At 62.9% G+C, this 26,719-nt stretch carries 27 protein-coding genes; 15 read left to right on the plus strand and 12 right to left on the minus strand.

The features are described from left to right. Positions 1 to 564, minus strand: a complete 564-nt coding sequence (locus FJ953_RS15705; RefSeq protein WP_140493982.1) for a polysaccharide biosynthesis/export family protein — start codon at positions 562 to 564, stop codon at positions 1 to 3. Positions 565 to 817: 253 nt separating this feature from the next. Between FJ953_RS15705 and FJ953_RS15710 the strand changes: the two genes are divergently transcribed. Then, a complete protein-coding gene (locus tag FJ953_RS15710; protein ID WP_140624730.1) occupies positions 818 to 3,067 on the plus strand; it encodes an exopolysaccharide transport family protein in 2,250 nt (749 codons plus the stop codon). A gap of 46 nt (positions 3,068 to 3,113) precedes the next feature. Here FJ953_RS15710 and FJ953_RS15715 read toward each other — a convergent pair whose 3' ends face one another. After that, entirely contained in the window at positions 3,114 to 4,340 is a 1,227-nt protein-coding gene (locus tag FJ953_RS15715; RefSeq protein ID WP_140493978.1) for a GNAT family N-acetyltransferase, read from the minus strand. 88 nt (positions 4,341 to 4,428) lie between these two features. Here FJ953_RS15715 and FJ953_RS15720 point away from each other — a divergent pair, with 88 nt between their 5' ends. Continuing rightward, positions 4,429 to 5,487: a polysaccharide deacetylase family protein gene (locus FJ953_RS15720; RefSeq protein WP_140624731.1), complete on the plus strand. Its 1,059-nt coding sequence runs from the start codon at positions 4,429 to 4,431 to the stop codon at positions 5,485 to 5,487. A gap of 17 nt (positions 5,488 to 5,504) precedes the next feature. Here the strand turns inward: FJ953_RS15720 and FJ953_RS15725 are convergent, their stop codons facing one another. Next, positions 5,505 to 5,720, minus strand: a complete 216-nt coding sequence (locus tag FJ953_RS15725) for a DUF2842 domain-containing protein (protein ID WP_140522178.1) — start codon at positions 5,718 to 5,720, stop codon at positions 5,505 to 5,507. A 180-nt stretch (positions 5,721 to 5,900) separates the two neighbouring features. On the opposite strand from FJ953_RS15725, the gene FJ953_RS15730 reads away from it, so the two are divergent. Then, positions 5,901 to 6,989, plus strand: a complete 1,089-nt coding sequence (locus FJ953_RS15730; RefSeq protein WP_140565223.1) for a COX15/CtaA family protein — start codon at positions 5,901 to 5,903, stop codon at positions 6,987 to 6,989. Between the two features lie 82 nt (positions 6,990 to 7,071). On the opposite strand, the gene FJ953_RS15735 is transcribed toward FJ953_RS15730, so the two are convergent. Genes FJ953_RS15735 through speB form a run of 3 tightly spaced genes read right to left on the minus strand, consistent with a single transcriptional unit; the run spans position 7,072 to position 9,874 of the window. After that, a complete protein-coding gene (locus FJ953_RS15735; RefSeq protein WP_210240087.1) occupies positions 7,072 to 7,914 on the minus strand; it encodes an aminoglycoside phosphotransferase family protein in 843 nt (280 codons plus the stop codon). Then, on the minus strand, positions 7,911 to 8,837 hold the full coding sequence (gene argC / locus FJ953_RS15740; protein ID WP_140493968.1) for an N-acetyl-gamma-glutamyl-phosphate reductase: 927 nt from the start codon (positions 8,835 to 8,837) through the stop codon (positions 7,911 to 7,913). The genes FJ953_RS15735 and argC overlap by 4 nt, the downstream gene beginning before the upstream one ends. A 29-nt stretch (positions 8,838 to 8,866) precedes the next feature. Continuing rightward, positions 8,867 to 9,874 (minus strand): agmatinase, encoded by a 1,008-nt coding sequence (gene speB, locus FJ953_RS15745; RefSeq protein WP_140624732.1) that lies wholly within the window; start codon positions 9,872 to 9,874, stop codon positions 8,867 to 8,869. Positions 9,875 to 9,997: 123 nt separating this feature from the next. Between speB and FJ953_RS15750 the strand changes: the two genes are divergently transcribed. The 3 genes from FJ953_RS15750 to FJ953_RS15760 all read left to right on the plus strand — a co-directional run bounded on the left by FJ953_RS15750 (position 9,998) and on the right by FJ953_RS15760 (position 13,830). After that, a complete protein-coding gene (locus FJ953_RS15750; RefSeq protein WP_140624733.1) occupies positions 9,998 to 11,206 on the plus strand; it encodes an acyltransferase in 1,209 nt (402 codons plus the stop codon). Between the two features lie 96 nt (positions 11,207 to 11,302). Beyond that, a complete protein-coding gene (locus tag FJ953_RS15755) occupies positions 11,303 to 12,361 on the plus strand; it encodes a glycerophosphodiester phosphodiesterase family protein (RefSeq protein ID WP_140624734.1) in 1,059 nt (352 codons plus the stop codon). Between the two features lie 80 nt (positions 12,362 to 12,441). Beyond that, entirely contained in the window at positions 12,442 to 13,830 is a 1,389-nt protein-coding gene (locus FJ953_RS15760) for an MFS transporter (RefSeq protein WP_224684444.1), read from the plus strand. Between the two features lie 61 nt (positions 13,831 to 13,891). Here the strand turns inward: FJ953_RS15760 and rpsI are convergent, their stop codons facing one another. The 4 genes from rpsI to FJ953_RS15780 form a co-directional block, all read right to left on the minus strand. Continuing rightward, the gene (gene rpsI, locus FJ953_RS15765; protein ID WP_140493960.1) at positions 13,892 to 14,374 is read right to left on the minus strand and encodes a 30S ribosomal protein S9; all 483 of its coding nucleotides are present in this window, start codon (positions 14,372 to 14,374) and stop codon (positions 13,892 to 13,894) included. Position 14,375: 1 nt separating this feature from the next. Then, positions 14,376 to 14,840, minus strand: a complete 465-nt coding sequence (rplM, locus tag FJ953_RS15770; RefSeq protein ID WP_010915638.1) for a 50S ribosomal protein L13 — start codon at positions 14,838 to 14,840, stop codon at positions 14,376 to 14,378. Between the two features lie 274 nt (positions 14,841 to 15,114). Further along, entirely contained in the window at positions 15,115 to 15,723 is a 609-nt protein-coding gene (locus FJ953_RS15775; protein WP_246674817.1) for a LysE family translocator, read from the minus strand. 101 nt (positions 15,724 to 15,824) lie between these two features. Further along, entirely contained in the window at positions 15,825 to 16,271 is a 447-nt protein-coding gene (locus FJ953_RS15780) for a PaaI family thioesterase (RefSeq protein ID WP_140493956.1), read from the minus strand. A gap of 152 nt (positions 16,272 to 16,423) precedes the next feature. On the opposite strand from FJ953_RS15780, the gene FJ953_RS15785 reads away from it, so the two are divergent. The 6 genes from FJ953_RS15785 to FJ953_RS15810 all read left to right on the plus strand — a co-directional run bounded on the left by FJ953_RS15785 (position 16,424) and on the right by FJ953_RS15810 (position 20,850). Beyond that, positions 16,424 to 17,245 carry an enoyl-CoA hydratase gene (locus FJ953_RS15785; RefSeq protein ID WP_140624736.1) on the plus strand — a complete coding sequence of 274 codons (822 nt, stop codon included), beginning with the start codon at positions 16,424 to 16,426 and terminating at the stop codon, positions 17,243 to 17,245. A gap of 11 nt (positions 17,246 to 17,256) precedes the next feature. Continuing rightward, positions 17,257 to 17,679: a VOC family protein gene (locus FJ953_RS15790; RefSeq protein WP_140624737.1), complete on the plus strand. Its 423-nt coding sequence runs from the start codon at positions 17,257 to 17,259 to the stop codon at positions 17,677 to 17,679. After that, positions 17,679 to 18,461, plus strand: a complete 783-nt coding sequence (locus FJ953_RS15795; RefSeq protein WP_140624738.1) for an AAA family ATPase — start codon at positions 17,679 to 17,681, stop codon at positions 18,459 to 18,461. Before FJ953_RS15790 ends, FJ953_RS15795 begins: the two co-directional genes overlap by 1 nt. Then, on the plus strand, positions 18,458 to 18,979 hold the full coding sequence (locus tag FJ953_RS15800) for a CoA-binding protein (RefSeq protein ID WP_140624739.1): 522 nt from the start codon (positions 18,458 to 18,460) through the stop codon (positions 18,977 to 18,979). The genes FJ953_RS15795 and FJ953_RS15800 overlap by 4 nt, the downstream gene beginning before the upstream one ends. A 156-nt stretch (positions 18,980 to 19,135) precedes the next feature. Then, positions 19,136 to 20,416, plus strand: a complete 1,281-nt coding sequence (locus FJ953_RS15805) for an O-acetylhomoserine aminocarboxypropyltransferase (protein ID WP_140624740.1) — start codon at positions 19,136 to 19,138, stop codon at positions 20,414 to 20,416. 86 nt (positions 20,417 to 20,502) lie between these two features. Then, positions 20,503 to 20,850 (plus strand): cupin domain-containing protein, encoded by a 348-nt coding sequence (locus FJ953_RS15810; RefSeq protein WP_140624769.1) that lies wholly within the window; start codon positions 20,503 to 20,505, stop codon positions 20,848 to 20,850. A 41-nt stretch (positions 20,851 to 20,891) separates the two neighbouring features. On the opposite strand, the gene FJ953_RS15815 is transcribed toward FJ953_RS15810, so the two are convergent. After that, entirely contained in the window at positions 20,892 to 22,142 is a 1,251-nt protein-coding gene (locus FJ953_RS15815) for a cytochrome P450 (RefSeq protein WP_140624741.1), read from the minus strand. 104 nt (positions 22,143 to 22,246) lie between these two features. On the opposite strand from FJ953_RS15815, the gene FJ953_RS15820 reads away from it, so the two are divergent. Further along, a complete protein-coding gene (locus FJ953_RS15820) occupies positions 22,247 to 23,350 on the plus strand; it encodes an FAD-dependent oxidoreductase (RefSeq protein WP_140624742.1) in 1,104 nt (367 codons plus the stop codon). A 2-nt stretch (positions 23,351 to 23,352) separates the two neighbouring features. On the opposite strand, the gene FJ953_RS15825 is transcribed toward FJ953_RS15820, so the two are convergent. Next, the gene (locus FJ953_RS15825) at positions 23,353 to 23,943 is read right to left on the minus strand and encodes a hypothetical protein (protein ID WP_140521843.1); all 591 of its coding nucleotides are present in this window, start codon (positions 23,941 to 23,943) and stop codon (positions 23,353 to 23,355) included. A gap of 337 nt (positions 23,944 to 24,280) precedes the next feature. Between FJ953_RS15825 and clpP the strand changes: the two genes are divergently transcribed. Continuing rightward, complete coding sequence (clpP, locus tag FJ953_RS15830) at positions 24,281 to 24,910, plus strand: ATP-dependent Clp endopeptidase proteolytic subunit ClpP (RefSeq protein WP_027028064.1); 630 nt, start codon at positions 24,281 to 24,283, stop codon at positions 24,908 to 24,910. Positions 24,911 to 25,205: 295 nt separating this feature from the next. Beyond that, on the plus strand, positions 25,206 to 26,480 hold the full coding sequence (gene clpX, locus FJ953_RS15835) for an ATP-dependent Clp protease ATP-binding subunit ClpX (protein ID WP_140493939.1): 1,275 nt from the start codon (positions 25,206 to 25,208) through the stop codon (positions 26,478 to 26,480). Positions 26,481 to 26,719 lie beyond the last annotated feature (239 nt).

Genomic DNA, 26,719 nt, shown 5'->3' on the forward strand with positions numbered 1-26,719 from the left:
TCAGAACAGACGTTCACGCACATAGACAGTATCTCCGGGCAGCAGCGGGTCTGACGTGACAACCCGGCCGGTCATCACCTTGCCGTTGATATCTCGGGTGATGTCGACGCTTTCCTGGTTGGCGCGCGGCGTGAAGCCGCCGGCAATGGCGACGGCTTTCTGAACGGTGAGGCCGGGCACATAGGAATACTGGCCGGCGGCGCCCACTTCGCCCATGACGAAGATAGGCCTGTAGCGGTCGATCTCGACGGAAACGTCAGGATCGCGCAGATAGCCTTGGCGCAATTTGTCGGCGATTTCCTTTTCCATCTGCTGGGCGGTGTGGCCACGGGCCGGCACGGCACCGACCAGCGGGAAGGAGAGATATCCGGACTGGTCGACACTATAGGTGTTGGTCAGCCCGTCCTGCTCGAACACCGTGACGCGGACGCGGTCGCCGGCGCCCAGGCGATAGGGTTGATCGAGCACCTCGTGGAAGGCGGCCGGCGTCGGCCGGTAGCTGGAGCAGCCGGCAAGCATCGACACGGCAAGCAGCGCGCGAAAGAGGGAAGCAGTGCTTTTCATGACAGGACACATACCTTCGACTGGCCGCTGCGGCGTCGCAGCAAACATCTGAGAGCGCGTTCGTTATCGTCCTGTTAGGGTTAATGGCCGGTAAAGGGCGCGATCGATACGGCATCGATCGGCAGGAGTTTTATAACTTTGACGGTTTTGCTTGGCGCCTGCCAGTAAGTCCTGACGGAAGCTTCCTGTGATCTTAACGGCTGAGTTACCATAGTTGTTTACGGTGCATGCGATCCGTATCGGAGTAGGATGCATGTCCGTTCAGTCCACGGCCGCAGACGTTGACGTCGATCTCAGGCAGCTCTTCGCCGGCCTGGCGAGGAACTGGCTGCGAATATTGGTCGTCTCCCTGGTGGTTGCCGGGTTGGCGTTTGCGCTCGCTTCGCTGGCAACCAAGCACTACAAGGCCCAGACGCAGGTTCAGATCGATACGCGTGAATCCGTCTACACGCGCCCGGCCGGCAGCAATGACAGCGACAAGCCTATCCTCGATGAGCAAGGCGTCGCCACCCAGGTCCAGATCATTTCGTCCAACGAAATCCTCAAGCAGGTAGCGCAGAAGCTTGATCTGTCGCGATTGCACGAATTCGACGAAACTGTCGATATGTCGCCTCTCAACCGCCTGCTGATCCTGGTGGGGTTGAAGAACGATCCCATGGATATTCCGGTCGACGAACGCGTCCTGAAGAAGATGCGCGAGAAGCTCAACGTCTATGGCGTCGAAAAGACGCGTATCATCGCCATCGAGTTCTCCTCGGAAGATCCCAAGCTCGCGGCTGCTATCCCCGATGCCATTGCCGCCGCCTACATTGCCGGGCAGGGCGCGGCCAAGCTCGAATCCAACACCGCCGCGGCGGACTTCCTGGCTCCCGAGATCGCCGATCTGCAGAAGCAGGTCAGGGATGCCGAGGCCAAGGTCGCCGCCTATCGCGCCCAGTCGGACCTTCTGGTGGGCGGCAACAATTCTGTGCTCGCCACCCAACAACTGGCCGAACTGTCGACCGAATTGTCGCGGGTGCGGGCCAACCGCGCCGCCGCCGAGGGCACCGCCGACAGCGTGCGCAAGGCGCTGCAGAATGGCGGCTCGCTGGATTCGCTGCCCGAGGTGCTGTCATCCGATCTGATCCAGCGCTTGCGCGAACGGCAGGTCGAACTGCGCGCTAACATCGCCGACCTGTCGACGACGCTGCTCGACAATCATCCGCGCATTCGCGCGGCAAAATCACAGCTGGCCGATCTCGACGCGCAGATCCGCAGCGAAGCTCAAAAGGTGATGAAGGGGCTGGCTATGCAGGCCGATGCCGCCAAGTCACGTGAGAGCCAGCTCGTCGCCGACGTCAACACGCTGAAGGCGGCTTCCGCGGAGGCAGGCGAACAGCAGGTCGGTCTCGATGCGCTGCAGCGTGACGCTGCCGCCAAGCGCCAGCAGCTCGAACTTTACCTGACCAACTACCGCGAGGCGGCTTCGCGCCAGGATCGCAATTACGTGCCGGTCGACGCGCGTGTCATCTCGAAGGCCGTAGTGCCTTCCGAGGCCTACTTCCCCAAGATCGGGCCGATCGTCGGTGCTGCTTTTGCCGCCTCGCTTTTGCTCATGTCGGTGTTCACGCTGCTGCGCGAACTCTTTTCCGGCCGCGCCATGCGCCCGGCCAGCGGCGCTCGCTTCGAGCCGATCGACGAGGTGGCGATGCCGGTCGCGGCCAGGGAAACGACGATCATTCCAGAGTCCGGGCCTGAGGACCACGCTGAGAAAGCGGTGGAACCGGAGATGATGGTGGAACCGGATCTGCCCTCGCCGGCGGAATCTGTCATAGAGGTCGAACCCGCCGCCGGCGCACCGGTCGCCGAAACCGTCCCTGTTGCCGAGGCCGTCCCGGTCGCCAAAACCAGGCCGCGTTCGGTGCTGGGCGAGATCGACGTTGAAAAAGCGGCGGAAAAGCTGATCGCAAGCGGCGCCGCGCGCGCCATCTTCGTGTCGCCCGAAGGTGACGAGGCGGCCGCGTCCGCGATCCTGGTGGCGCGTGAGGTCTCCGACGCCGGCCTGCGCGTGCTGCTGCTCGACCTCACGGCTTCCGGCGCCGCCTCGCGACCGATGCTCGACAGCGGACTGTTCCCGGGCATCACCAATCTGCTCGCGTCGCAGGCGCAGTTCAGCGAAGTCATCCACCCCGACCTCTATTCCGACTGCCATGTCATTCCTGTCGGCACCGCCGATCCGGTTCGCGCCATGCGCGCCGCCGACCGGCTGCCGATCATCATGCAATCGCTGACCACCGCCTATGACCTGGTGGTGGTCGAATGCGGTCCCGCCGACGCCCAAGGCATCAGCCGTCTGGGTGGCGATGCGACCGAGGTGTTCCTCTCCATGCTGGAGCCGGATGATGAGGTGACGCAGGCCGCCGTCAAGCTGATCGAGAATGGCTATCCGGAGTTGACGCTGGTGACCCCGCTCGGCCACGAACCGCCGGGCACCCCGGTGCCGGGAAGGCGCTCGGCGGCTTGAGTCCGATGAGCGGCGCTTGTGGTCATCACGTTGGAAGGTGGGCGGGTTAGCTACCGTCCTCGGCGGGCGCCGGCGCCTGGCCAGCGGCCTTGCGACGCAGCAGCTTGGTTAGCTTCCAGATCGTCGGACTGTTCTTGACGACGGCTTTCAGCCTGGCGCTTTGCCGCAGCCCCAGCGCCAGTGCGCGGCCTTTCGACGTCAGCGGAACCAGCACCTCGAAGTGCTGCGTTTCGATATCGCACCATAAACGCTTGTACGGCTCGTCGCCGACCGAGAAATCATAGACGTCGAAACCCGCCTCGCAGGCTTCCTGGATATTGTCGAAGAACAGGAAGTCGCCGGGGCTGGTGTGGGCGAGATCATCCTCGGCGATCGCGCCGAACTCGCAGATCAGCCGTTTGCCCGAGCGGCTCGATCCGGTCACGGCGCGAAGCTTGCCGGCGACCTCGAGCCCGTGCAGCACGAAGGAGGGCTTATCCTCGGCAAGCGCCTCGGTGAACAGAGCACGGAAGAACGCGCGCACTTGATTGTCGCCGAAGACGTTGGCGATGCCCATCCTGCGGAAGCGGGATTCCTTCATCTCGAAAAAGCCGTCGAGCAGCCGGCCGACCTCGTCCACGGTCCGCGCCTCGATGCGCCGATGGCTGCCGATGGCCTCGAACTTGCGCGTCTGCGAGCGGTGCTTCTTGCGTTTGCGCTTTCCGTTTGCGCGAGAGAGCAGTGCATCGAAACCGCCGACCAGGTCGACGGCGAGCGACAGGTTCGGGCTGTCGAAATAATCGAACGAGGCGAGTGGGTTGGCTACGCCATCGAGGTCAGGCAGCAGGCGTTCGAAGGCGACGAGATCGATGTCGGGGCGAGCCTCGGCTATGGCCGCCAGGGTCGAACGAATAGCCGCACTGTCCGCCCTGGCAAGCCATTGCGGGTCGGCGGCGACGAAATTGCCATTGGCGTGGCGGCCGCCCATGAAGCGGGCAACACGGAATGGCCCATGGCCGACGACCTCCAGCGCCAGTGCGAAAACCGGTCTGCCTTCGCAATTCAGCATCGCCACGACCGGGTCCGGCTCGACCTGCGCGGCCCAGTTGCGGATCCAAACCGCGCTCTGCGCCGGCGCGAACACGGCGGAGCGGCAGAACGCGGCATAGGCCGCGAGCCCATCGGCGGAAGCGGTGGAAACCGACAGCCCAGCCGGCTCTATCGGCGGCACACTGGGCGGGGCTTCGATTGCCGCCAGGCGATTGCCGTCAAATGACGCGGCCGCGTCAACCATACCTCAATCCTTAGGGCGTATTGCTGCCGATTTGGGGGCGCTCAGGCGTATCCGTGCTTGGTTCAGCCTAGGCGCAAAAGGTGAAGGAATGATCGACGGCGGGGAGGCAATCCGAAAGCTGGCGCTCAATGTCGCCCGCTATACCGGCCTCGCACCGCTGGCCAAACCGCTGGTCGGCGGTATTGGCGCCATCCTCATGCTGCACCGCGTTACGGCAAAGCCCGAAAAGCCCGACAGCGTCAACCGTCATCTCAACATTGCGCCCGGCTTCCTCGACGCCATGATCGCCGGCCTGAAGGCGGATGGCTACGCCTTCGTCTCGATGGACGAGGCGGTGGAGCGTATCGCGGCGCGCGGCAAGGGCGGCCAGTTCGCCGCCATCACCGCCGACGACGCCTATCGCGACAACATGACCGAGGCCTTGCCGGTGCTGGAAAAGCACGGCGCGCCGATCACCATCTATGTGGCTCCGGGGCTTATCAACGGCACTGCGGATCTGTGGTGGGACGTGGTCGAGGATCTCGTCAACGCGGGCGATCGCCTGACCCTGACGACGTCCGAAGGGAAAACGACGATCGACTGCACCAGCCCGGCCAAAAAGCTCCAGGCCATCGCACGGCTGCACACCTATCTCACCAGCGAGGTTCGCGAGGAGGACCTGCGCGCCGTGCTGCGCGAACTGGCGCATGCGAACGGCGTCGACGCCGGCCGGCCGCGCGTCGACACGCTGATGACTTGGTCGGAGATCCGCGCGATCGCAGCGCATCCGCTCGTAACGATCGGTGCTCATACGATCAACCACAGCAATCTGAAGCGGCTTTCAGAAGCCGACGCGCGGCACGAAATCGTCGGGGTGAAGTCCATCCTGCGAGCCGAGCTGGGCGAGGAGCCGCGCCATTTCGCCTATCCCTACGGCTATGCCAGCGCCGTCGGCTGCCGCGAAGTGGGCCTTGTCCGCGATGCCGGCTACACCTCGGCCGTGACCACCCGTCATGGCGTGCTGCGCGCCGAACACGCCGGCTTCCTGCACGCATTGCCGCGCATCTCGGTCAACGGCCGTTATCAGAACCTCGCCCACATCCGCACCATGCTGTCTGGCGTGACGACGCCGCTCGCCAATGCCGGAAAGATGGTGGTCACCATCTGAGGCCGGCCGGCAACGGTTCAGCGCTTGGGCCGAGGCTCCAGCATCAGCCATTTGATGATGCCCATCGCCGGCAGCACCCAGAGCAGGCCGCTTAGCAGGAAGAACAGGAAATGCGTCCACGGGCCCGCCTCGGACAGCCGGGCGACCGCGAAGATCGATGCGACCAGCGCATAGATGATGACAAGCGCCACCAGCAGGAACATTCCGATCAGCTTTTTCAGGCGCACGGGCATGGTTGGCCTCCTGGAGCCGGGGTAAAGTGCGGCCCAGCTCAATGTGTCGGCTTCGCCATAGGCCTTGACGCGAAGCTGTGCAACCCGACAGACGCGGCGCGACGGCGTGCCGCGCCGCCCGGTCTTGCATGCGGGAGTGCGATGGTCCACCAATCGGCTTCAACCTGCCGGGATAAATCCATGGCCGCCATTACTGCCGCGCCTTACGAGGCGCGTGACCGCGATCTGCACAACCGCGCGCTGGTGCGCGGCTGGCTCTACGTGGTGCTTCTGGTGCTGTTCGCGCTGGTGCTGGTCGGCGGCGCCACAAGGCTCACCGAGTCCGGCCTGTCGATCACCGAGTGGCAGCCGATCCACGGCGTCATCCCGCCGCTCAACGACGCCGAATGGCAAGAGGAATTCCAGCGTTATCAGCAGATCCCGCAATATGCCGAGCTCAACAAGGGCATGAGCATCGAGGCATTCAAGTCGATCTTCTGGTGGGAGTGGGCGCATCGTCTCCTGGCGCGCAGCGTCGGCCTGGTCTTCGCCTTGCCGCTGCTGTTCTTCTGGGCGGCGCGCCGCATCGAGCGCGGACTGGGGCCGAAGCTGGTCGGCATCCTGCTTCTCGGCGGTCTGCAGGGCGCCATCGGCTGGTGGATGGTTGCCTCGGGTCTGGTCGACCGCGTCTCGGTCAGCCAATACCGGCTCGCCACCCATTTGACGCTTGCCGCCCTGATCTTCACGGCGACCATGGTCGTCGCGCGCGGCCTGGCGCCGCATTCGGAACCTGCGGCCGATCGTTCGACCCAGAAACTGGCTGGTTTCATAGTGCTTCTGGCGCTGATCCAGATCTATCTCGGCGGTCTGGTCGCCGGGCTCCACGCTGGCCTGAGCTACAACACCTGGCCGCTGATGGACGGCAAGATCATTCCCGGCGATCTGCTGATCCTGGAGCCGGCATGGCGCAATTTCTTCGAAAGCCCCAAGACGGTGCAGTTCGTGCACCGGATCGGCGCCTACACGGTGTTCGTCGTCGCCCTGTGGCACATGATCGCCACGCGTCGCCGTCTGCCCGGTTCAACGCATGCTCGTCGCGCGACGCTGTTGTTTGCCCTGGTGCTGGTGCAGGCCTCCGTCGGCATCGGCACGCTGTTGATGCATGTGCCGCTGCACATGGCGCTGATCCACCAGGGATTCGCGTTGATCGTGCTGGGGTTCGCCGCCGCGCATTGGCGCGGCACCAAGGGCGCATATCCCTTGCCCCACGAGATCGCCCTCGGACGCTGAGTCTCTCCGGTCACATCCAGAACGTTCGACTGCGCCATCGTCTTGTCGCCGTCGAATTCCGCCTGACGCAAGGCGGCACGGATCAGAAGCCGAGCCGTACCGTTCGGATCGCTGCTGCGACCGACAGTTCGCGGTTCTCCTCGATCGCGTTGTCGTCCTCATGGTGCCAGGAAGCCGACAGGCAGCCATAGGCGATGGCGTGATCCAGTATTGCCGCCGGCGTCTGGCTCAGCGTTCGCGCAAAGACTTCAGCCATCCCGGCAATCCGTGGGGGATCGAGACAAAGGTCGTCGCGATCAAGAGGATTGTAGAACATGTTCGCGGCATCGAATCCCGGGTCGCCGAGAACGCTCTTCGGATCTATCGCCAGCCAGCCGCGTGCTCCGTGCATGATGTTGTCGTGATGGAGGTCGCCATGCAGCGGCCTGACATCATGCGGACCACCCAGCAGCCGGTCGGCGATTTCCGCCGCTTCGACATAAAGGCTGTTCCGGCCAACGACACGGTCGGCCTCCGCTTTCTTGAACAGGCTGGAAAATCGTTCCCGAAGCGGCTGCAGGTCGGGCGGAGCGGGGTGATCCGATGGCGAAAACAGCTTTGCCATCACCTCCGCCGCGATTTCCGTGGCGGCCAAATCTCCCTGCTCGGCAAGAACATGCGACAGCATGGTCTCCCCGGCATATTCGAGCAACATGGAATGCCCGTCGCGGCCCAGCAGCCGCACGGCGCCTTCGCCGCGCCGCCAGGCAAGGAAATGCTCGCCGCGCAACTCGTCTGCGACGTCATCGAATGGCTTCAGCGCCTTGACGATCGCCGGCGAGCCGTCCTCGCGCCGCACCTTCCAGATGCGGCTCGAAAAGGTCTCGGCGATGAGCTCGGGCGCGCTGATCTTCCAACGGTCCGGAAATGCCGGTGCCGCCATCAGAGGCCGAGCATCAGGTCCATGTTCTGTACGGCAGCCCCCGATGCCCCTTTGCCGAGATTGTCGTAAACGGCGAGCAGCAGGGCCTGCGCGCGCTTGTCATTGGCAAAGACGTAGAGCTTCATTCGGTTGGTGCCATTGTAGATTTCCGGATCGATCTCCGGAATGCGCTCCACATGCGCATAGGGCGCCACTTCGACCACGCCGCCCTTGATGGCGGCGAAATGGTCGGCGATGGCTGCATGGAGTTCCGCACCGGTCGGCACATGGTCGAGGCCACCGAGCTGCAGCGGCACCACCGTGATCATGCCTTGCGCGAAATTGCCCACCGCTGGCTGCATGATCGGATCGTGCGACAGTTTCGCATAGGCCCTGAGCTCCGGCACGTGCTTGTGCTGGAGGGTGAGCCCGTAGGGCAGGAATTCAGAGGCGTCCTCGCCCTTGGCGACATAGTCCTCGATCATCGGGCGGCCGCCGCCCGAATAACCCGAGATGCCGTTGACTGTGACCGGGAAATCCGCAGGCAGCAGGCCGGCGGCGACCAGCGGCCGCAGCGTCGCGATCGGTCCCTGCGGCCAGCAGCCGGGATTGGCGACGCGTTTCGCCGCCCCGATCTTCTTCGCCTGCTCCTTGTCCATCTCGGCAAAGCCATATTCCCAGCCTTGCGCTACGCGATGCGCGGTCGAAGCATCGATGACCCTGGTGGTCTCGTTGGAGATCAGCGACACGCTCTCCTTCGCCGCATCGTCCGGCAGGCACAGGATCGCAACGTCGGCGGCATTGAGGAATTCGGCTCGCGCCGCCGTTTCCTTGCGGCGCTCGGCGGGAATTGAAATGATCTCCAGGTCGCCGCGCTCGGCAAGCAGCGCCCGGATTTGGAGACCGGTGGTGCCGTGCTCGCCGTCGATGAAGATTTTCGGTTTCATTGGCTGATCAAATTCCCTGATATCGAAAACTATATGCCGTTGCCTTGGTTCACCGCGGCACCGTTGTGGCTGCCGTTGTTCAGCTCTTCGAGCCGTGCTTTCCGCTCGGCCAGCAGGCCGAGATACTGCATGGCGATCATCGAGCCGGCAATCGCCGTTATATCGGCGTGATCGTAGGCCGGCGCAACCTCCACGACATCGGCCCCGACAATATCGATCTGGTTGAGCTGGCGCAGCGTCGACAGGATCTTTGCAGAGGACGGCCCGCCGGCGACCGGCGTGCCGGTGCCGGGTGCATAGGCGGGATCAAGGCAGTCGATATCAAAGGTGAGATAGGTCTTCTTGCCGCCCGTCCTGTCGACGATGGCGTAGGCGATGTCGGATGCACGCATCTCCTCGATCTCGTGACCGTAGAGGATCTTGATGCCGAACGTGTCGGGCGCGTGGGTGCGGATGCCGATCTGGATCGAGCGGTCGGGATCGATAATGCCTTCCTTGACCGCGCGGCCGACGAAGGATCCATGGTCGATGCGTTTGCCGTCATCCTCCCAGGTATCCTGGTGCGCATCGAACTGCACCAGAGCGAGCGGGCCATGGATTGCGGCATGTGCCTTGAGCAGGGGCCAGGTGACGAAATGGTCGCCGCCCAGCGACAGCAGGAAGGCACCTGACTTCAGGATCTTGGCCGCCTCGCGTTCGATCGTCCCCGGCGTCTTCTGGTGGTTGCCGGTATCAAGCAGACAATCGCCACAGTCGACCACCGCGAGGTGCTCGAACAGATCGCGCGAAAAGGGATATTGCGGATCGTTGTCGAGGATTGCCGAGGCGCGGCGGATCGCCTGCGGCCCGAAACGCGCGCCGGGCCGATTGGTGACGGCGGCATCAAAAGGGATGCCCCAAACCACAGCGTCCGCGCCCTTCACATCCTTCGTGTATTTGCGTCGCATGAACGACAGCGCGCCGGCATAGGTCGGCTCCAGCGAAGCGCCCGTCTTCGAGCGGGCTGTGAAGGCATGGTCGATGTTCTTGTTCGCCATTACGGATCCTTGGTTTTCATCGGGGTGCAACAACTACAGAACCGGCACGCAACATGCCAGTCACAGCTTGGGGAAACGAAACGGCGCGGGCGCGGTGCCGCCGCGAGACAGGATTGTATCATCATGACGCAGACCGCGTTTCTTGATTCTCCCCATGGCGCGGCGTCGATCCAGTCCGGCACGGTGGCGGGTGAGCGGTTCCTGGTTCTCGATTCGTGGCGCGGCATCTGCGCCCTGCTGGTGGCGCTGTTCCACTTCCCGACCGCTTCGACGATCTCGCAAAGCGCCTTTGTCGGTTCGTCCTATCTGTTTGTCGACTTCTTCTTCGTTCTCTCCGGTTTCGTCATCGCCAGCTCCTATGGCTGGCGGCTGAACCAGCCGCGGGAGGTCGCACGCTTTGCGCTGGTGCGCTTCGGCCGCATCTATCCGCTGCACTTTCTCATGCTCGCCGCTTTTGCCGGATTCGAGCTGCTGCGGCTGATGCTGCCTCAGGTGCATGGCGCCGGTGCCGCTCCCTTCACCGGCGGCTTCAGCCTCGAGAGCCTGCTTAGCAATCTGCTGCTGCTCCAGGGGGTCGGCTTCGATGACCAATTGACTTGGAATGCGCCAAGCTGGAGCATTTCGGCGGAGTTCTTCGCCTACCTGTTGTTCGCGGGAGTGGTCTTCACCGCCGGGGCACGCGCCTGGGTGTGGTTCGTCGCCGCCGCCATCACCGCGCCTCTGTTTCTGCTTGGCTTCTCGACCCACCATATGGATGTGTCCTTCGATTTCGGCTTCATACGCTGCCTGTACGGCTTCTCGCTCGGCGCCTTGCTTGCCTCGTTCCAGCATGATTCCATTGCAGGCGCGCGACAGGCGCTTGCCCGGACCGGCCCGTTGCTGAGCTGGACCCTTGCCGAAATCGTCATGGCGGCTGTCATTGTGCTTTTCGTCGCACTGGCGGGCGACAATGATGCCGGGATCGCAGCACCGTTGGTGTTTGCACTGGCATTGTTTCTCTTTGCTCATGAGGGGGGCTGGATCAGTGTCTTTCTGAGAACCCCAGTCATTCTGACGCTCGGCGCGCTGTCCTACTCGATCTACATGGTCCACATCTTCGTCCAGGCGCGCATGATCAATGTCGCCGGCCTGGTCGAGCGCAAGCTCGGCCTCGGTCTTGTCGGCGACATCGTCTTGCGCGGAGAGCCGGCGACCGGCTTCGGCGCCGGCTGGGCGGGGGACGTTGCGATCCTCGTCATGCTCCTTGCCACGATAGGTGTCTCCTGGATTACCTGGCGTTTCGTCGAGATGCCTGCGATGGCCTGGTTCCGCCGACTGTCGAAACGCATCTGAGGCGACATATCGCTGGCAACCGCTAGCCGGCTTCGTTCACCTAGACGTCACGGGCATCGCCTATTCCCGGTTCGATCCGGAATGGAGCGATTCTCGATGCGGACCTTCTGGCCGAGCCTTCTGTTTTCCGTCACGCTGGCGGCTTCCGCCAGCCAGTCAATGGCGGGCGAAACCCGTGCGAGGCAGATCCTCGACCGCTTCGAACATGCCAACCAGTGGCGCGACCACGTCATGGTGGCTGCGCATCGCGCCGGCAGCATGCAGGCTGGCAAGACGCTGTATGCGGAAAATTCGCTTGCCGCCGTCGAAGGCTCGATCGCGATCGGCGCCGAGATCGTCGAGGTCGACATCCGGCGCTCGAAGGACGGCGAGTTCGTCGTCATGCATGACAGCTGGCTTGATCGCACCACGACCTGCGAGGGTGAGGTGGTTAAGTACACGCTGGCCGAACTGAAGAGTTGCCGGCTGGTGATCGAAGGCACGGGCCCCGTCACCGACGAGACAGTCTCGACGCTGCGCGAGATGCTGCTGGCGACCAGGGACAGGATTCTCATCAATCTCGACAACAAGCTGGAGGTTGGGGACCTGTCGGGCATGGTCGCGGTGGCGCGAGATCTCGGCATGGCCGACCAGGTCATCGTCAAGGAAAACCTGTGGAACCAGACCAGGATCGCTACGGTGAAGGCTGCCATGGAAGCGGTCGGCGGCGGCTTCCAGTTCATGCCGATCATCGCCGACGACGCAGTGCATGACGCCGGTTTCGCCGCGACGGTCGACCATGCTTTTGCGCCGCGCGCGATCGAGCTGATCAACTGGCGCGCCGGCGCGGAGACGTTGACCGAGACTGGCGGAGCGCTGTTCAGCGCGCGCATGCGCGCGGCGGCGGTGAGGGGCGACTGGCACATCTGGGCCGACACCTACGCCATCGTCGACAAGCCCGGCGGCTTCCTTGCCGGCGGCCGGGGCGATGAACTGGCGGTTCAGGCCAGCCTGCCGCGTGAAGCCTGGGGCTTCTGGGCCGATCGCGGCGCCACCATCATCCAGACCGATGAGCCGAAGGCGGCGATAGGCTGGCTGGCGGCAAATGGGTTTCGCGTGCCCTATGCGGGGACGGGCGAACGCGTCGAACCTGCCGCGACCGCCAGCATCAATTGATTTGCGCGGCTGAAGTTCCGGCCTGGCTGTCGCAGGCCGGCGCCTGCTGACGCAACGGTGTCAGGGGAAACCCGTTATCCATGGGCATGCCCGATACCATCGTTATCAAGCGCCCTGCCGCCTATGCCGCCACCGTTGCTGCGACCAGCCTCGGCTTCGTGGTCGTGCAGCTCGATGTCTCCATCGTCAACGTCGCGCTGAACAGGATCGGTACTGGGCTGTCGATGGGGGTCGGCGGCCTGCAATGGGTCGTCGACGCCTACACGCTTGCCTTCGCCTCGCTGCTGCTCGCCGGCGGCGCCCTCGGCGACAGGGTCGGCGCTCGCCGCGTTTTCGTTGGCGGCATGGCGCTGTTCAGCATTGCTTCGCTGGCTTGCGGCCTGGCTCAGAGTGCCTGGTTGCTAATTGCGGCGCGCGCTGCACAAGGCGCGGGTGCCGCCTTGCTGATGCCGTGTTCGCTGGCACTCCTCAATCGCGCCTACGCATCCGACAAGGCGCGCCGGGCACGCGCCGTTGGGCTGTGGACGGCGGCGGGCGGCATCGCGCTGTCGGCAGGGCCGGTGCTCGGCGGTTTCATGGTCGCGTCGCTTGGCTGGGCCAGCATCTTTCTGGTCAACCTGCCCATTGGCGCTCTCGCCATCTGGATGGCTTATCGGTTTCTGCAGGAAACGCCGCTCAAGGCCGAGCGGCCGCCGATCGACTGGGTGGGGCAGGGACTTGTCGTGCTGGCGCTGTTTTCGCTGACCGGCGCCTTTATCGAAACCGGTTCATCGGGCTGGACCTCGATGCCGGTCATCGGCGGACTGGTATTGGCGGCGGTGGCCGCAAGCCTGTTCCTGCTGGTCGAGAGCCGGACGAGGGCGCCGATGTTTCCGCTCGGTCTCTTTGCCAGCCGCGTGCCGGCTGTGACGAGCCTCGTGGGACTGGCCGTCAACTTGACGCTCTATGGCACGATCTTCATGCTCAGCCTGTATTTCCAGCAGGAAAGGCATTTTTCTCCCGAAATGACAGGGCTGGCCTTCCTGCCGTTCATGGCGGCAGTCACCCTGTCGAACATTGCCGCCGGGCGCATTGCCGCAAATCATGGCCCACGATCGCCCATGGCGATTGGCCTGTTCGTCGGGGCAGCCGGTTTCGGACTGATGGCGCTGATCCAGGCCGATACGTCCTACCTGTCGCTGCTGTGGCGCCTGCTGTTCCTGCCGGTCGGCATTGGTCTTGCCGTACCGGCCATGACCACCGCGCTGTTGTCTTCCATGCCGGCGGAGATGTCGGGAACGGCATCGGGCGTGCTCAACACCGTGCGCCAGTCGGGTGGCGCGATCGGGGTGGCGCTGTTCGGATCCGCCTTGGCGCTGGGCACGATCGAGGGCATGCAACTGGCATTCCTGGCCTCGGCGCTCGCGGTGGCCGGCTCGGCACTTTGCGCGTTCCTGTTCATCCGCGACGCCGACCATTCCGCTCAATAGTGATGCGCAACGCAAAAAGGCCGCCCGGAGGCGGCCTTTCGGTTGTGAAGCTGCGATGCGCTTAGCGCTTCGAGAACTGGAACGAACGACGGGCCTTCGCCTTGCCGTACTTCTTGCGCTCGACGACGCGGCTGTCGCGGGTCAGGAAGCCGCCCTTTTTGAGCACGGCACGCAGCGCCGGCTCGTAATAGGTCAGCGCCTTGGAGATGCCGTGACGCACAGCGCCGGCCTGGCCCGAAAGGCCGCCGCCGATGACCGTGGCGACGATGTCGTACTGGCCCGAGCGGTTGGCGGCGATGATCGGCTGGTTGAGGATCATCTGCAGGACCGGACGCGCGAAATAGGTCGCGAATTCCTTGTCGTTGACGACGATCTTGCCCGAACCTGGCTTCACCCAAACACGCGCGATGGCGTTCTTGCGCTTGCCGGTGGCATACGCGCGGCCCGACTTGTCGAGCTTCTGGACATGGACGGGTGCCGCGGCCTGCGTATTGGTGTTGCCGGTAGCGGCGCCCAGTTCTGCGAGCGAGGAAAGCTCAGCCATCTTATGCGACCTTCTTGTTCTTGGAATTCAGCTTGGCCACGTCGAGCACTTCTGGCTGCTGGGCGACATGCGGATGCTCGGCACCTGCATAGACGCGCAGGTTCTTCATCTGGCGACGGCCGAGCGGGCCACGCGGCACCATGCGCTCGACGGCCTTCTCGACGACACGCTCGGGGAAACGGCCTTCAAGCAGTTGGCGCGCGGTGCGCTCCTTGATGCCGCCGGGGTGCCCGGTGTGCCAGTAATAGACCTTGTCGGTGAACTTCTTGCCGGTGAACACCACCTTGTCGGCATTGATGACGATGACATTGTCGCCGTCGTCGACATGCGGGGTGAAGGTCGGCTTGTGCTTGCCGCGAAGATGATTGGCGATAACGGTGGCGAGACGGCCGACGACGAGACCTTCGGCGTCGATCAGGATCCACTTTTTCACCACATCCGCAGGCTTCTGCGAAAAGGTTGTCATGTTTTCTGCTTTCGGTTCGGACCTTCCCCAATCCACAAACGATAAGGAAGGCGTTTCTTGTTGCTTGGATTGGCGAAAAGCGCTTGCCCGCCGCCAATAACAAAACGGCGGCCTTTGCGGGCCGCTGCTTCGTGAGGGCTTATAGGGGAGAAGGGTAGCCCTCGTCAAGCATCATTGGGAGTCAACGAAAACGAAAAACCGTTAAATTTCAATGGCTAAACTATGTGGTATTATTTTACAACACGGCCTACCGCCAAAACGGCTGGTATTTCGCTCACCGCCGGCCACTCGTCACTGCAAGCAGGAGTCTGATGCCAACGCCGACCATAATGGCTCCGGCTAGCCTTCCCTGCCACACGACGAAGCTGCTTCGGCGCGACAGCCAGCCGCCGACCGCGCCGGAGGTCAGCGCGATGGCGCCGAGGACAACCATTCCCATCATCTTCATAGTCGTGCCGAGAATGACGAACTGCAACGCCGCTGGACCGGCCCAAGGGTGAACGAATTGCGGCAGCATCGCTAACATGAAGGCAAGCGTCGTCGGATTGGTGAGATTGCAGATCATGCCCTGCCGGAAAGCGGCAGCAGTGCCACCGGTGTTGGCAAAGGCAGAGGTACGACTTTCATCCTGCCGGCGCGCCAACAGGAATTTGACCCCGATGGCGATCAGATAGATGGCGCCGACGATTTGGAGAAAGCTGTAAAGAGGCGGCGAGGATGTGATCAGCGTGGCAAGTTCCATCGCAAGTAATGGAATTTGTACGACGCCGGCCGATACGCAGCCTGTCGCGGCCGCCAGCGCGTGGCGCCAGCCCTGTCCGACGCCGCGACTGATCACAAGCATCATATCGGGCCCGACGCCGGAAAGCTGGTAGGCAAGCACGGCGCCGAGAAAGGCAAGGTATGTGGTCAGATCGGGCATGCCGCAAAACGGACGTGTCGATCGGGAGTTCCGGCCAGGATGCCGGATCGGCCTTCTCCGTGTCAGCGTTTCGGCGGGATCGAATAGGTTCCGGTGGCGTGCGCCACTGTCTGCCCCTCCGGGCCGGCGACGATGTCGATGTCGAAGACCATCAGGTTCTTTCCGAGCTTCAGGATGCGGCAATGGCCATCGATCGGTCCTGCCTCGGCCTTGCGGACGAAATTGATGTTGAGATTGGTGGTGACCGAGAGCGCATCCGGCCCGGCATGGCTGAGCACGCAAACATAGCCGCCAATGTCGGCCAGCGTGAACAAGGCGGGGCCGGACACCGTACCGCCGGGACGCAAATGCCGTTCGCCGGCATTGAGCCGCACGGTGCAGCCGCCGGGGAACACGTCGGTTGCCTCAAAGGCCGCGCCCTTTTCGTTAAGCTGCGGAAACACGGTCTCCATCAGCGCATTGACCTGGGCTGCTGTCAGCACCGGCTCGAGCTTGGTCTGGGCGGGCATTTCGGTCCTCATTCTGCGCCAAGCCTGTATGGGCGAAGCGGCGCGTTTCTGGCAACACCTTCATCCTACTGGCGCAAGCGATACGGTGTTGATGAAACCCCAGCCGATATTAGATACGCTGCCAGCGGAATGGAATCGCGGAGACCTTAGCCATGGCCGAAATCCTTGCCATCAAGCCTGTCGCAGTTGAAGGGCCGGTTGCGGCTAGCCGCGACGAGGGCGTGCTGCGCCTGACGCTTGCCAATCCCCCCGCGAACGCGCTTTCCCTGGCGGCGATGACGGCGCTGACGGAGGAACTGGACCGTGCCAGGGCCGACAAGGCCGTTCGCGTCATAGTGCTGTCGGCGGCCGGAAAGGTATTCTGCGCCGGCCACGATCTGAAGGAGATGACAGCGCGCCGCGCCGACGCCGATCGCGGCAAGGCCTTCTTCGAAGAGACGTTTGCCGCCTGCGCTACGCTGATGCAGGCGATCGTGCGCCACCCCAAGCCGGTGATCGCCGAAGTGGATGGCCTTGCCACCGCCGCCGGCCTGCAGCTTGTCGCCAGTTGCGACCTCGCCATCGCCTCGCATGAGGCGACCTTCTGCACGCCGGGCGTCAACATCGGCCTGTTCTGCTCGACGCCGATGGTGGCGTTGTCTCGCAACGTCTCGCGCAAGCACGCCATGGAAATGCTCCTGACTGGCGAAACCATCGATGCCGCGACCGCCAAGGAGTTCGGCCTGGTCAACCGCGTCGTGCCGCGCGAGTACCTGAATCAGATTGTCAACAAATACGCCCAAGCCATTGCTTCAAAATCATCTTCGGTGCTGAAGACCGGCAAGGAAGCGTTTTATGCGCAGGCCGAGATGGGGCTGGCGGATGCCTATGCCTATACCGGCCGGGTCATGGTCGAGAACATGCTGGCGCGTGACGCCCAGGAGGGCATCGGCGCCTTTATCGGCAAACGCAAGCCGGAATGGACCGACGAATAAGGACGAAAGTCATGGAGCCGCGCATTTCCATTATCACCATCGCCACCGACGATCTCGATCGTGCGGTGCGCTTCTACGAGACGATGGGCCTGAAGCGCCATGCGGGCATCACCGATGGCGTCGCCTTCTTCCAGATGGGTGGTGTTATACTCGGCCTGTTCCCGCGCGCCAGCGCCGAGGAGGATTCCGGCATCACCTTCGCCAAGGCGCCTTCCGCCGTCTATCTCGCCTACAACACCCGCTCCGATGCCGAAGTGGACGCGGTGCTTGCGATGGCTGAAGAGGCCGGCGGCCGCATCGTCAAGCCGGCAGGCCGTGCCTTCTGGGGCGGCTGGTACGGCTATTTCGCCGATGCCGACGGACATGTCTGGGAAGTGGCGCACAACCCGGCCTTTCCGATCGCGGAAAACGGTACGATCTCGCTGCCCGATTGATGGCTCACCGCAGGCAGTTGACGCGGCTCAAGGCGCCCTATCTCAAGCGCATTCTGCTCGATTCCGAGCGGGTGACCGATTGGGAAAAATACCCGTGGAACCTGCCGCTGTTTCGCGGTCACGCCTTCGAACTCGAATTCACCACACCAATTACCATCATCGTCGGTGAGAACGGCACCGGCAAATCGACATTGCTCGAGGCGATCGGCGCGCTCGCCGGTTACGACGAAGCCGGAGGCGGCAAGGGCTACCGGCCTGTCGACCATTCCGGCGCCATCGACAGGAGTGGTGCCGCGCTGGCAGATACCTTCCGTGGCCATTGGTTGCCAAAAGTCACCGCCGGCTGGTTCTTTCGCGCCGAATCCTTCTACTCGGTGGCTCGCTATCTTGACCAGGTGGCCCTGGAAGATCCGTTCAAGCCACCTCCGCCCGACTTTCTGTCCTGGTCGCATGGCGAAGGGTTCATCCGCTTCTTCGAGGAACGTTGCCGCAGGCAAGGCATCTACATCCTCGACGAGCCCGAAAGCGCGCTGTCTCCATCGCGCCAGATCGAACTTCTCAAGATGCTGCGGCGCATGGATCGGTCGGGCACTGCGCAAGTGATCATGGCGACGCATTCGCCGCTGCTGATGGCCTGTCCGGGCGCGCGGCTGTTCCGCATCAGCCGGTTCGGGCTCGATCCGACCGATTTTCGTGATACGGACCACTTCCGCATGATGCGCGATTTCAGCAGTGATCCTGATGGCTTTCTCGCCGAGGCGTTGTATGAGGACGAGCCATGAATCACGATAGCTACGACAACGCCTACATCGCCGGCATCCTCAATTCGGTGAAGACCATCGCCATGGTCGGCGCGTCTGCTAACGACGTGCGTCCAAGCTATTTCGTGTTGAAATACCTGCTGGCCAAGGGGTTTGAGGTGTTCCCCATCAATCCGGGCCATGCCGGCAAGGAGATACTCGGCCGTACGGTCTATGGCAGCCTTGCCGAGATTGCGCAGCCCATCGACATGGTCGACATCTTTCGCGCCTCGGCGGCGGTGGCCGGCGTTGTCGACCAGGTGCTGAAGCTCGATCCTCTGCCGAAAGTGATCTGGATGCAGCTCGGCGTGCGCAACGACGAAGCCGCCGCGCGCGCCGAAGCCGCCGGCATCAAGGTGGTGATGAACCGCTGCCCCAAGATCGAATATGGCAAGCTGTCCGGCGAGATCGGCTGGACCGGGGTCAATTCCGGCGTGCTGTCGTCGAAGAAGCCGCTGATGCGGTCGGGATTCCAGAGTTTCGGCGTGCGGCAAAAATAGACAACGGGAAGGCGCAAAATTATTCCGGCAGGAGCCGCATTTTCCTGCTGCCCGGTCGAAGATGACACGCCGAAGGGCATTTTCTTCTTTGCATTCGTGGTCGAGCTTGGCCAAGAATGGCCGGCGAATTCAGAAGTTTTTTCGAGGGAGGTTTCAGTGACCCGCACGCCCGGTTTCAACACGCTCGCCGTCCATGCCGGCGCCAAGCCCGATCCGGCCACCGGCGCACGCGCCACGCCGATCTACCAGACGACCTCCTTTGTTTTCGACGACGCCGATCATGCCGCCTCGCTGTTCGGGCTGAAGGCCTTCGGCAACATCTACACCCGCATCATGAACCCGACGCAGGCGGTGCTCGAAGAACGCATAGCGGCGCTCGAGAGCGGCACGGCCGCCCTTGCGGTCGCGTCCGGCCACGCCGCCCAGGTAATCGTGTTCCACAATCTGTTGCAGCCGAGCGACAATTTCGTCGCCGCCAACAAGCTCTATGGCGGTTCGATCAACCAGTTCGGCCATGCCTTCAAGAACTTTGGCTGGGAGGTGCGCTGGGCCGAAGCGAACGATCCGTCAACCTTCGAGAGCCAGATCGATGACAAGACCAAGGCGATCTTCATCGAGAGTCTGGCCAATCCCGGCGGCACCTTCGTCGACATCGAGAAGATCGGCGACATCGCGCGTAAGCATGGCCTGCCGCTGATCGTCGACAACACCCTGGCCTCGCCCTACCTGATCCGGCCGATCGAGCACGGCGCCGACATTGTCGTCCATTCGCTGACCAAGTTCATTGGCGGTCACGGCAACTCGATCGGCGGCGCCATCGTCGATGGCGGCACGTTCGACTGGTCGAAATCAGGGAAGTACCCGATGCTGTCGGAACCGCGCCCCGAATATGGCGGCCTGGTGCTGCACGAAACCTTCGGCAATTTCGCCTTCGCCATCGCCGCGCGCGTGCTTGGCCTGCGCGATCTCGGCCCGGCGATTTCGCCGTTCAACGCCTTTCTCATTTTGACAGGCCTCGAAACCTTGCCGCTGCGCATGCAGCGCCATTGCGACAATGCGATCACCGTCGCGGGCTGGCTGTCCAACCATCCCAAGGTGGCCTGGGTCAACTATCCCGGCCTTCCCAGCGACAAGAACAACGCCCTGCAAAAGAAATACTCGCCGCAAGGCGCCGGCGCGGTCTTCACCTTCGGCCTCAAGGGCGGTTACGAGGCCGGCGTCAAATTCGTTGAAGCGTTGGAGTTGTTCTCGCACTTGGCCAATGTCGGTGACACCAAGTCGTTGGTCATCCATCCGGCGTCGACCACGCACCGACAGCTGTCCGACGAGCAGAAGGTCAAGGCGGGTGCGGGACCGGACACGGTGCGGCTGTCCATCGGCATCGAGGACGTCACCGATATCGTCGCCGATCTCGAACAGGCACTCGCCAAAGTTTGATCTATCCTCCCCCTCGTGGGCGGGTCGGCGCAAAACGCCGGGGTAAGGCGAGCCGGCCCGAGGCCGGTTCTTCATGGAGGCAAATCCTGTCCGAGCATTATCTGACGATATCGACGGATTCTGTCGACGCCGAAGAAGGCGCGCCGACGCCCGATCGCCTGATCTCGGGCGATCCGAAATTCCGCACCTGGAACGTCGAGGAGCGCGAAGGCGGCCTTTATGCCGGTATCTGGGAATCGACCCCGGGCAAGTGGCGCATCGTCTACGACGAATGGGAATTCTGTCACATCCTCTCCGGCGTTTCGGTGATCGAAGAGGAGGGTGGCCAAGCGCGCACCGTCAGGGCCGGCGACAGCTTCGTGCTGCGGCCTGGCTTTAAGGGAAGCTGGAAAGTGCTTGAAACCACCCGCAAGGAGTATGTGATCAGGCTGTGATCCTTTGCTGCGCGCAGCTCACAGCTCAGGCCTGCGCTCCTTCAGAAGCCGACGGTGAGCGCTTCCAGCCCGTGGAAGTGATACGTGTCGCGGAAGCTTGGGCTTTCGGCAAGACGAAGCTTTGGGTGCCGCTCGAACAAGGTTTTCAGCGACACCTGCAATTCGAGCCTGGCCAGGGGCGCGCCGATGCAGAAATGGATGCCGGCGCCGAACGACACGTTCTTCTGGTCGGCACGATCCGGCCGGAAGGCCCGCGGCTCGGCAAAGGCATGAGGGTCATGGTTGGCCATGCCAAGCAGCAGACCGATCGTCTGGCCGGGCTGCACGACGATCCCGGGAGCGATTTCGATCTCCTGGTAGGCGTAGCGGGTGAACATGTGCAACGGCGCGTCGAAGCGCAGGCATTCCTCGACAGCGGCCGCTGTTGCCTCGGCTGAGGTGAAGAAACGGCGCGGGTCGCCGCCTTGCGCCAAAATCGAGCGCACCGCATTGCCGGTCTGGTGCACGGTCGCTTCGTGGCCGGCATTGAGCAGCAGGATCGCCGAGGACACCATTTCGTCTTCCGACAATTTTTGGCCGCCCTCCTGCGCCGAGATCAGCAGCGACAGCAGGTCGTCGCCTGGATTTTTGCGCCGTTCGGCGATGGTGCCGCGCAGGAAATCGGCGAAATCCTGAGCCGCGCGATTGGCCGTCTCCTCGATCTCGCGAGTGCGGCCATGCACGTACATGGCGACCATTCGATGTGACCAGTCGAGCAGTTGCGGTCCCATTTCGACCGGCACGCCGAGCATCTCGGCGATGATGGTGATGGGCAGGGGAGAAGCGAAGGCGGGCAGCAGGTCGACTTGCTTGCCCGGCTCGAAACGATCGATCAGTTCGTTGGCGAGTGCCTCCACACGCGGCCGCAGCCGCTCGACCTGGCGCGAGACGAAGGCGCGGTTGACCAGTGTTCGAAGCCGCGTGTGCACCGGCGGCTCCAGTTCCAGCATGGAATTGGCTTCGATGCCGTCGAATGCCTTGAGATGTGTTCTGTCCCGGTCGATGCCACGACTGTCGGGAATGCCCGCCGGGTTATGGCGGCCGAAGCGGCGGTCGCGCAACAGCTTGTTGACATCGTCGAAGCCGCCAAAGCACCAGAACCCGAATTCTTCCCAGAAAAAGACGTTCGATGCATCGTGCAGGAACGCATAGGCCACGTACGGATCCTGGAAGAAAGCCCACTCGTGCGGGTCAAGCCTCAGATGACGGGTCGCTGGATCAAAGGCGAGGTAGGATGGCGTCGATTTGGTCATGCCAGACCAATAGCGCGGCTTGCCAGCCTGGTTCCAGACCGTATGTTGGCGCCCGCAATCCAATGCGTTGAGCCAGCCGCAACGGCTGCGGAAAGTCTGATTTGATGAATGTGATCGTTGTCGGCGCGGGCATCGCCGGTCTCTCCACCGCATGGGCGCTGGTCAAGGCCGGCCAGAGCGTTTCCATCGTCGAGCAGGGGCCGATCCCCAATCCGCTGGCGGCATCCGGCGACCATCACCGCATCATTCGCCGTGCCTACCGGGCCGGGACCGGCTACGGCCGGCTGATCGGCGAGGCCTATGAAGCCTGGGACGAGATGTGGGCCGACCTCGGGGAGAACCATCTCGATTCCAGGGGCTTCCTCTGCGTCTCGCGCGAGCCGGGCGACGAAGCCGAGGAATACCGGGAAGGGCTGGAGGAGGGAAACTATCCGTTCGACCTGCTGGAACCTGATGCCGCGGTCGAACGCTGGCCTTTCCTGGAGCCGGGCTCGTTCCGCTACGCCTATTTTTCGCCGGAAGGCGGCGCGCTGCATTGCCGCAAGATCGCGTCCGGCCTGGCCAAGTGGCTGCGCGCCAACCGCGCCAACGTCTACGAGAACAGCAAGGTGACGGCGGTCGACTCCGAGGCAGGGCATATCGTGCTCGCGTCCGGCGAGACGATGCAGGCCGACCGCATCGTCGTCGCTGCGGGCGCCTGGGTGCTGAAATTGTTCCCCGAACTCGGCGGCGAACTGAAGACGTACCGAACCGCGCTCGCCTATGTCGAACCGCCGACGGACCTCAAGGCCGTCTGGGAAGTTGCGCCCGTAGTCCTCGATGTAGGTGGCAAGACCGACGGTTACATGATCCCGCTGACCCGAGGTGCCGGCATGAAATTCGGTTCAGGCCTGCACAGGGTGCCGACCAGCGACGCCGACTGGAACCGGCAGCCGGTGCCGGGCGAGGGCGAGGCGATTCGCAACCTGTTTTCGCCGCCGATCGCCCGCATCGAGGAGTATGAGGTGACCGAAGTGGTCACCTGCGCCTATACATTCACGGACGATGAGAAATTCCTGGCGCATGAGACGGGCAAATGCCTGATCGTCTCGGCCTGCTCGGGCCATGGCTACAAGTTCGGCGCGGCGGTCGGCCGGCGCGTGGCGGCGGCTGTCGATGATGGCGATATTGCCGGCCTGAAACGTTGGTTGCGAGCCGAAATCGCCTGAATTCAGTCCTGGCAATGCCTGGGAATATGCACGCGCCGCCAGCCGGATGAGCCTTCGCGCACCAGCACGCGCCGCGCGACGGTCTGGTAGGCGGCGGGAATGTCGACGACGCGCCTTTGCTCCGGTCGCACCAGCACCTCCTCGGCGATCCTGTCATATTGCGCCGGGATGACGGTGCGCCTCGTGCGCTCCGGCCGGATCACCACCGTTTCGGCGACGCGTTCATAGCGCGCCCCGTGCCGGACCTTGCACAGCACCTTGCGGCCGTGGATGACGCGCCATTCCCAGGAATAGCCGCCATCGTCGACCTTGACTGTGTGGTAGACGGTGCGGGTGATTGCGGGCACCACCTCATAGGTCACCTGTGCCGGAACCGTCATCACCACGCGCTCGCGCGTGCCGTAGATCGGCGCTTCATAATCGACCTGCTGGCTGGGCGGACTGATCATCACGTCCTCATACACGGTATCATAGACATCAGGCGTGCGGACCGGCTCATAGCATTCGACGGCGCGGCCGCCCGCGGCCGTCTGCGAAATCGAGCCAAGCATGGTCAGCCCGGCCATGGCGAAGCATGCGGTTTTCCTGGACATGACATTCCCCCTGTTGAACCGTGGACACAAGTTCAACGTTGAATTGTAGGGGAAGCGGTCCGCGAGAAAAGCAGTTTCGGCGCATTTCGTTAAGTGATGCGTTAAGAAACTGCTACCTGTCTTCGGCCGCAGGTGCCGTCGCGAGCCTGCGGAAGCGCCCGCCGCTGCGAATCTCGCCTGGAAAGCTTGATTCGACTTACCCAGATGGCTAGGAGGGGTCGGCCTTGCACAAGGATGAGCCGGCATCCTATTTACACAATAACGATCCAGAACCGATTCTGCCCGAGTTGCCAGCATGTCCGGCGCCGGAATCCCACCGCGAGACAAGAGATAACGAATGAAGAACCCCGTCGAAACCTACATGAACCTCGTTCCGATGGTGGTCGAACAGACCAATCGCGGCGAGCGGGCCTACGACATTTTCTCGCGCCTCCTCAAGGAGCGCATCATTTTCATCACCGGTCCGGTCGAGGACGGCATGGCGACGCTGGTCTGCGCGCAGCTTCTGTTCCTGGAAGCCGAGAATCCGAAGAAGGAAATCAACCTCTACATCAATTCGCCCGGTGGCGTCGTCACCTCGGGCATGGCCATCTACGACACCATGCAATTCATCAAGCCGGCCGTGTCGACGCTGTGCATCGGCCAGGCGGCCTCCATGGGCTCGCTGCTCCTGACCGCCGGCCACAAGGACATGCGCTTCGCCACGCCGAACGCCCGCATCATGGTTCACCAGCCGTCCGGCGGCTTCCAGGGCCAGGCGTCCGACATCGAGCGTCATGCCCAGGACATCATCAAACTGAAGCGCCGCCTCAACGAGGTGTACGTCAAGCACACCGGCAAGAGCTACGACGAGATTGAAAAGACGCTCGACCGTGACCATTTCATGACCGCGGACGAGGCCAAGGACTTCGGCCTGATCGACAAGGTCATTTCGTCGCGCGAAGCGGCCGAAGGGGCGCTGGCATAACGGCATATTGGCAGTTGGATGGCGGCATCACGCGCTTTTGGCGCGTCTTGCGGCATTTCGGCCACAATTGGCTGTTCCCTCGACGATCGGGATTGCCTACGTTAAGGCTATGTTGATTTTCGACGGCTTAGCTTTGTGTGGGGTTGCTGCGAATCATTGCCACGTTTTCTGATTTGTGTTTCGTACGGAATACGTTGCGGGAGCCGGGATACTGGCGGCGGCGGATTCCCGCGATAAATAGAGTATGCGCCCTTTCAGCCAGACCATCGGCGGGCGGCCATGAAAGGACATGAAAATGAGCAAAGTCGGCAACAACAGCGGCGATTCCAAGAACACGCTTTATTGCTCGTTTTGCGGCAAAAGCCAGCATGAGGTGCGCAAGCTGATCGCCGGCCCGACGGTCTTCATCTGCGACGAATGCGTCGAGCTGTGCATGGACATCATCCGCGAGGAGAACAAGACCTCGATGGTGAAGTCGCGCGAGGGTGTGCCGACCCCGCAGGAGATCCTCAAGGTTCTCGACGACTACGTTATCGGCCAGCCGTACGCCAAGCGCGTGCTTTCGGTGGCCGTCCACAATCACTACAAGCGCCTCGCCCATGCCGGCAAGAACAACGATGTCGAACTGGCCAAGTCCAACATCCTGTTGATCGGCCCGACCGGTTGCGGCAAGACGCTGCTGGCGCAGACGCTGGCCCGCATCATCGACGTGCCCTTCACCATGGCCGATGCCACGACGCTGACCGAGGCCGGCTATGTCGGCGAGGACGTCGAGAACATCATCCTGAAGCTGTTGCAGTCGGCCGACTACAATGTCGAACGCGCCCAGCGCGGCATCGTCTACATCGACGAGATCGACAAGATCTCGCGCAAGTCCGATAACCCCTCCATCACCCGCGACGTGTCGGGCGAGGGCGTGCAGCAGGCGCTGTTGAAGATCATGGAAGGCACTGTCGCCTCGGTACCGCCACAGGGCGGCAGGAAACATCCACAACAGGAGTTCCTGCAGGTCGACACCGCCAACATCCTGTTTATCTGCGGCGGCGCCTTCGCCGGGTTGGACAAAATCATATCGGATCGTGGCCGCAAGACCTCGATCGGCTTCGGCGCCACCGTGGCATCGCCCGAGGATCGCCGCACCGGCGATGTCTTCCGCCTTGTGGAGCCAGAGGATCTCTTGAAGTTCGGCCTCATTCCCGAGTTTGTCGGCCGTCTGCCGGTCCTGGCGACGCTGGAAGACCTCGACGAGCCGGCGCTGATCCAGATCCTGACCGAACCGAAGAACGCACTGGTCAAGCAATACCAGCGGCTGTTCGAGATGGAGAATGTCGACCTGACCTTCCACGAGAACGCATTGTCTGCGATCGCCAAGCGCGCCATCGAGCGCAAGACCGGCGCGCGTGGCCTGCGCTCCATCATGGAAGCGATCCTGCTCGACACCATGTTCGAACTGCCGGCGCTCGAAGGCGTGCGCGAAGTGGTGATTTCGGAAGAAGTGGTGACCGGCAGCGCCCGGCCGCTCTACATCTATTCCGAACAGAAGGAAAAGAAGGGCAATGTCAGCGCCTGACATGCCACTTGAGCCCATATTTTTGTGGAACGGCGCCCTCGGGGCGCCGTTTTGCCATGAGGGGCGTGCGACCTTCGTGATGGAATGGAAAGCCGGCGATGTTAACTCTTGATCTTTGGCCCTCCTGCATCCACCTAACATGGGAAGGCCGAGGTGCCCGATTTCTGTGCTGTAAAACTCCCGTCACAACGGTGGTAGGCGGAACGATCCCCGGTCGTTAATATAAGATTCGCGGTTGG

The organism is Mesorhizobium sp. B2-3-6 (assembly GCF_006442305.1).
In the GTDB taxonomy this organism is placed as follows: Bacteria; Pseudomonadota; Alphaproteobacteria; order Rhizobiales; family Rhizobiaceae; genus Mesorhizobium.

Bases quoted from the DNA above. Each gene is read 5' to 3' on its own strand.
- FJ953_RS15750 (WP_140624733.1), top strand. From the start codon at position 9,998: ATGACGCAGACCGCGTTTCTTGATTCTCCCCATGGCGCGGCGTCGATC.
- FJ953_RS15780 (WP_140493956.1), bottom strand. From the start codon at position 16,271: ATGCCCGCCCAGACCAAGCTCGAGCCGGTGCTGACAGCAGCCCAGGTC.
- FJ953_RS15785 (WP_140624736.1), top strand. From the start codon at position 16,424: ATGGCCGAAATCCTTGCCATCAAGCCTGTCGCAGTTGAAGGGCCGGTT.
- FJ953_RS15710 (WP_140624730.1), top strand. From the start codon at position 818: ATGTCCGTTCAGTCCACGGCCGCAGACGTTGACGTCGATCTCAGGCAG.
- FJ953_RS15705 (WP_140493982.1), bottom strand. From the start codon at position 564: ATGAAAAGCACTGCTTCCCTCTTTCGCGCGCTGCTTGCCGTGTCGATG.
- rplM (WP_010915638.1), bottom strand. From the start codon at position 14,840: ATGACAACCTTTTCGCAGAAGCCTGCGGATGTGGTGAAAAAGTGGATC.
- FJ953_RS15800 (WP_140624739.1), top strand. From the start codon at position 18,458: ATGAATCACGATAGCTACGACAACGCCTACATCGCCGGCATCCTCAAT.
- argC (WP_140493968.1), bottom strand. From the start codon at position 8,837: ATGAAACCGAAAATCTTCATCGACGGCGAGCACGGCACCACCGGTCTC.
- FJ953_RS15815 (WP_140624741.1), bottom strand. From the start codon at position 22,142: ATGACCAAATCGACGCCATCCTACCTCGCCTTTGATCCAGCGACCCGT.
- FJ953_RS15820 (WP_140624742.1), top strand. From the start codon at position 22,247: ATGAATGTGATCGTTGTCGGCGCGGGCATCGCCGGTCTCTCCACCGCA.
- FJ953_RS15825 (WP_140521843.1), bottom strand. From the start codon at position 23,943: ATGTCCAGGAAAACCGCATGCTTCGCCATGGCCGGGCTGACCATGCTT.
- speB (WP_140624732.1), bottom strand. From the start codon at position 9,874: ATGGCGAACAAGAACATCGACCATGCCTTCACAGCCCGCTCGAAGACG.
- FJ953_RS15725 (WP_140522178.1), bottom strand. From the start codon at position 5,720: ATGCCCGTGCGCCTGAAAAAGCTGATCGGAATGTTCCTGCTGGTGGCG.
- FJ953_RS15755 (WP_140624734.1), top strand. From the start codon at position 11,303: ATGCGGACCTTCTGGCCGAGCCTTCTGTTTTCCGTCACGCTGGCGGCT.
- clpP (WP_027028064.1), top strand. From the start codon at position 24,281: ATGAAGAACCCCGTCGAAACCTACATGAACCTCGTTCCGATGGTGGTC.
- clpX (WP_140493939.1), top strand. From the start codon at position 25,206: ATGAGCAAAGTCGGCAACAACAGCGGCGATTCCAAGAACACGCTTTAT.
- rpsI (WP_140493960.1), bottom strand. From the start codon at position 14,374: ATGGCTGAGCTTTCCTCGCTCGCAGAACTGGGCGCCGCTACCGGCAAC.
- FJ953_RS15790 (WP_140624737.1), top strand. From the start codon at position 17,257: ATGGAGCCGCGCATTTCCATTATCACCATCGCCACCGACGATCTCGAT.
- FJ953_RS15720 (WP_140624731.1), top strand. From the start codon at position 4,429: ATGATCGACGGCGGGGAGGCAATCCGAAAGCTGGCGCTCAATGTCGCC.
- FJ953_RS15795 (WP_140624738.1), top strand. From the start codon at position 17,679: ATGGCTCACCGCAGGCAGTTGACGCGGCTCAAGGCGCCCTATCTCAAG.
- FJ953_RS15715 (WP_140493978.1), bottom strand. From the start codon at position 4,340: ATGGTTGACGCGGCCGCGTCATTTGACGGCAATCGCCTGGCGGCAATC.
- FJ953_RS15730 (WP_140565223.1), top strand. From the start codon at position 5,901: ATGGCCGCCATTACTGCCGCGCCTTACGAGGCGCGTGACCGCGATCTG.
- FJ953_RS15760 (WP_224684444.1), top strand. From the start codon at position 12,442: ATGGGCATGCCCGATACCATCGTTATCAAGCGCCCTGCCGCCTATGCC.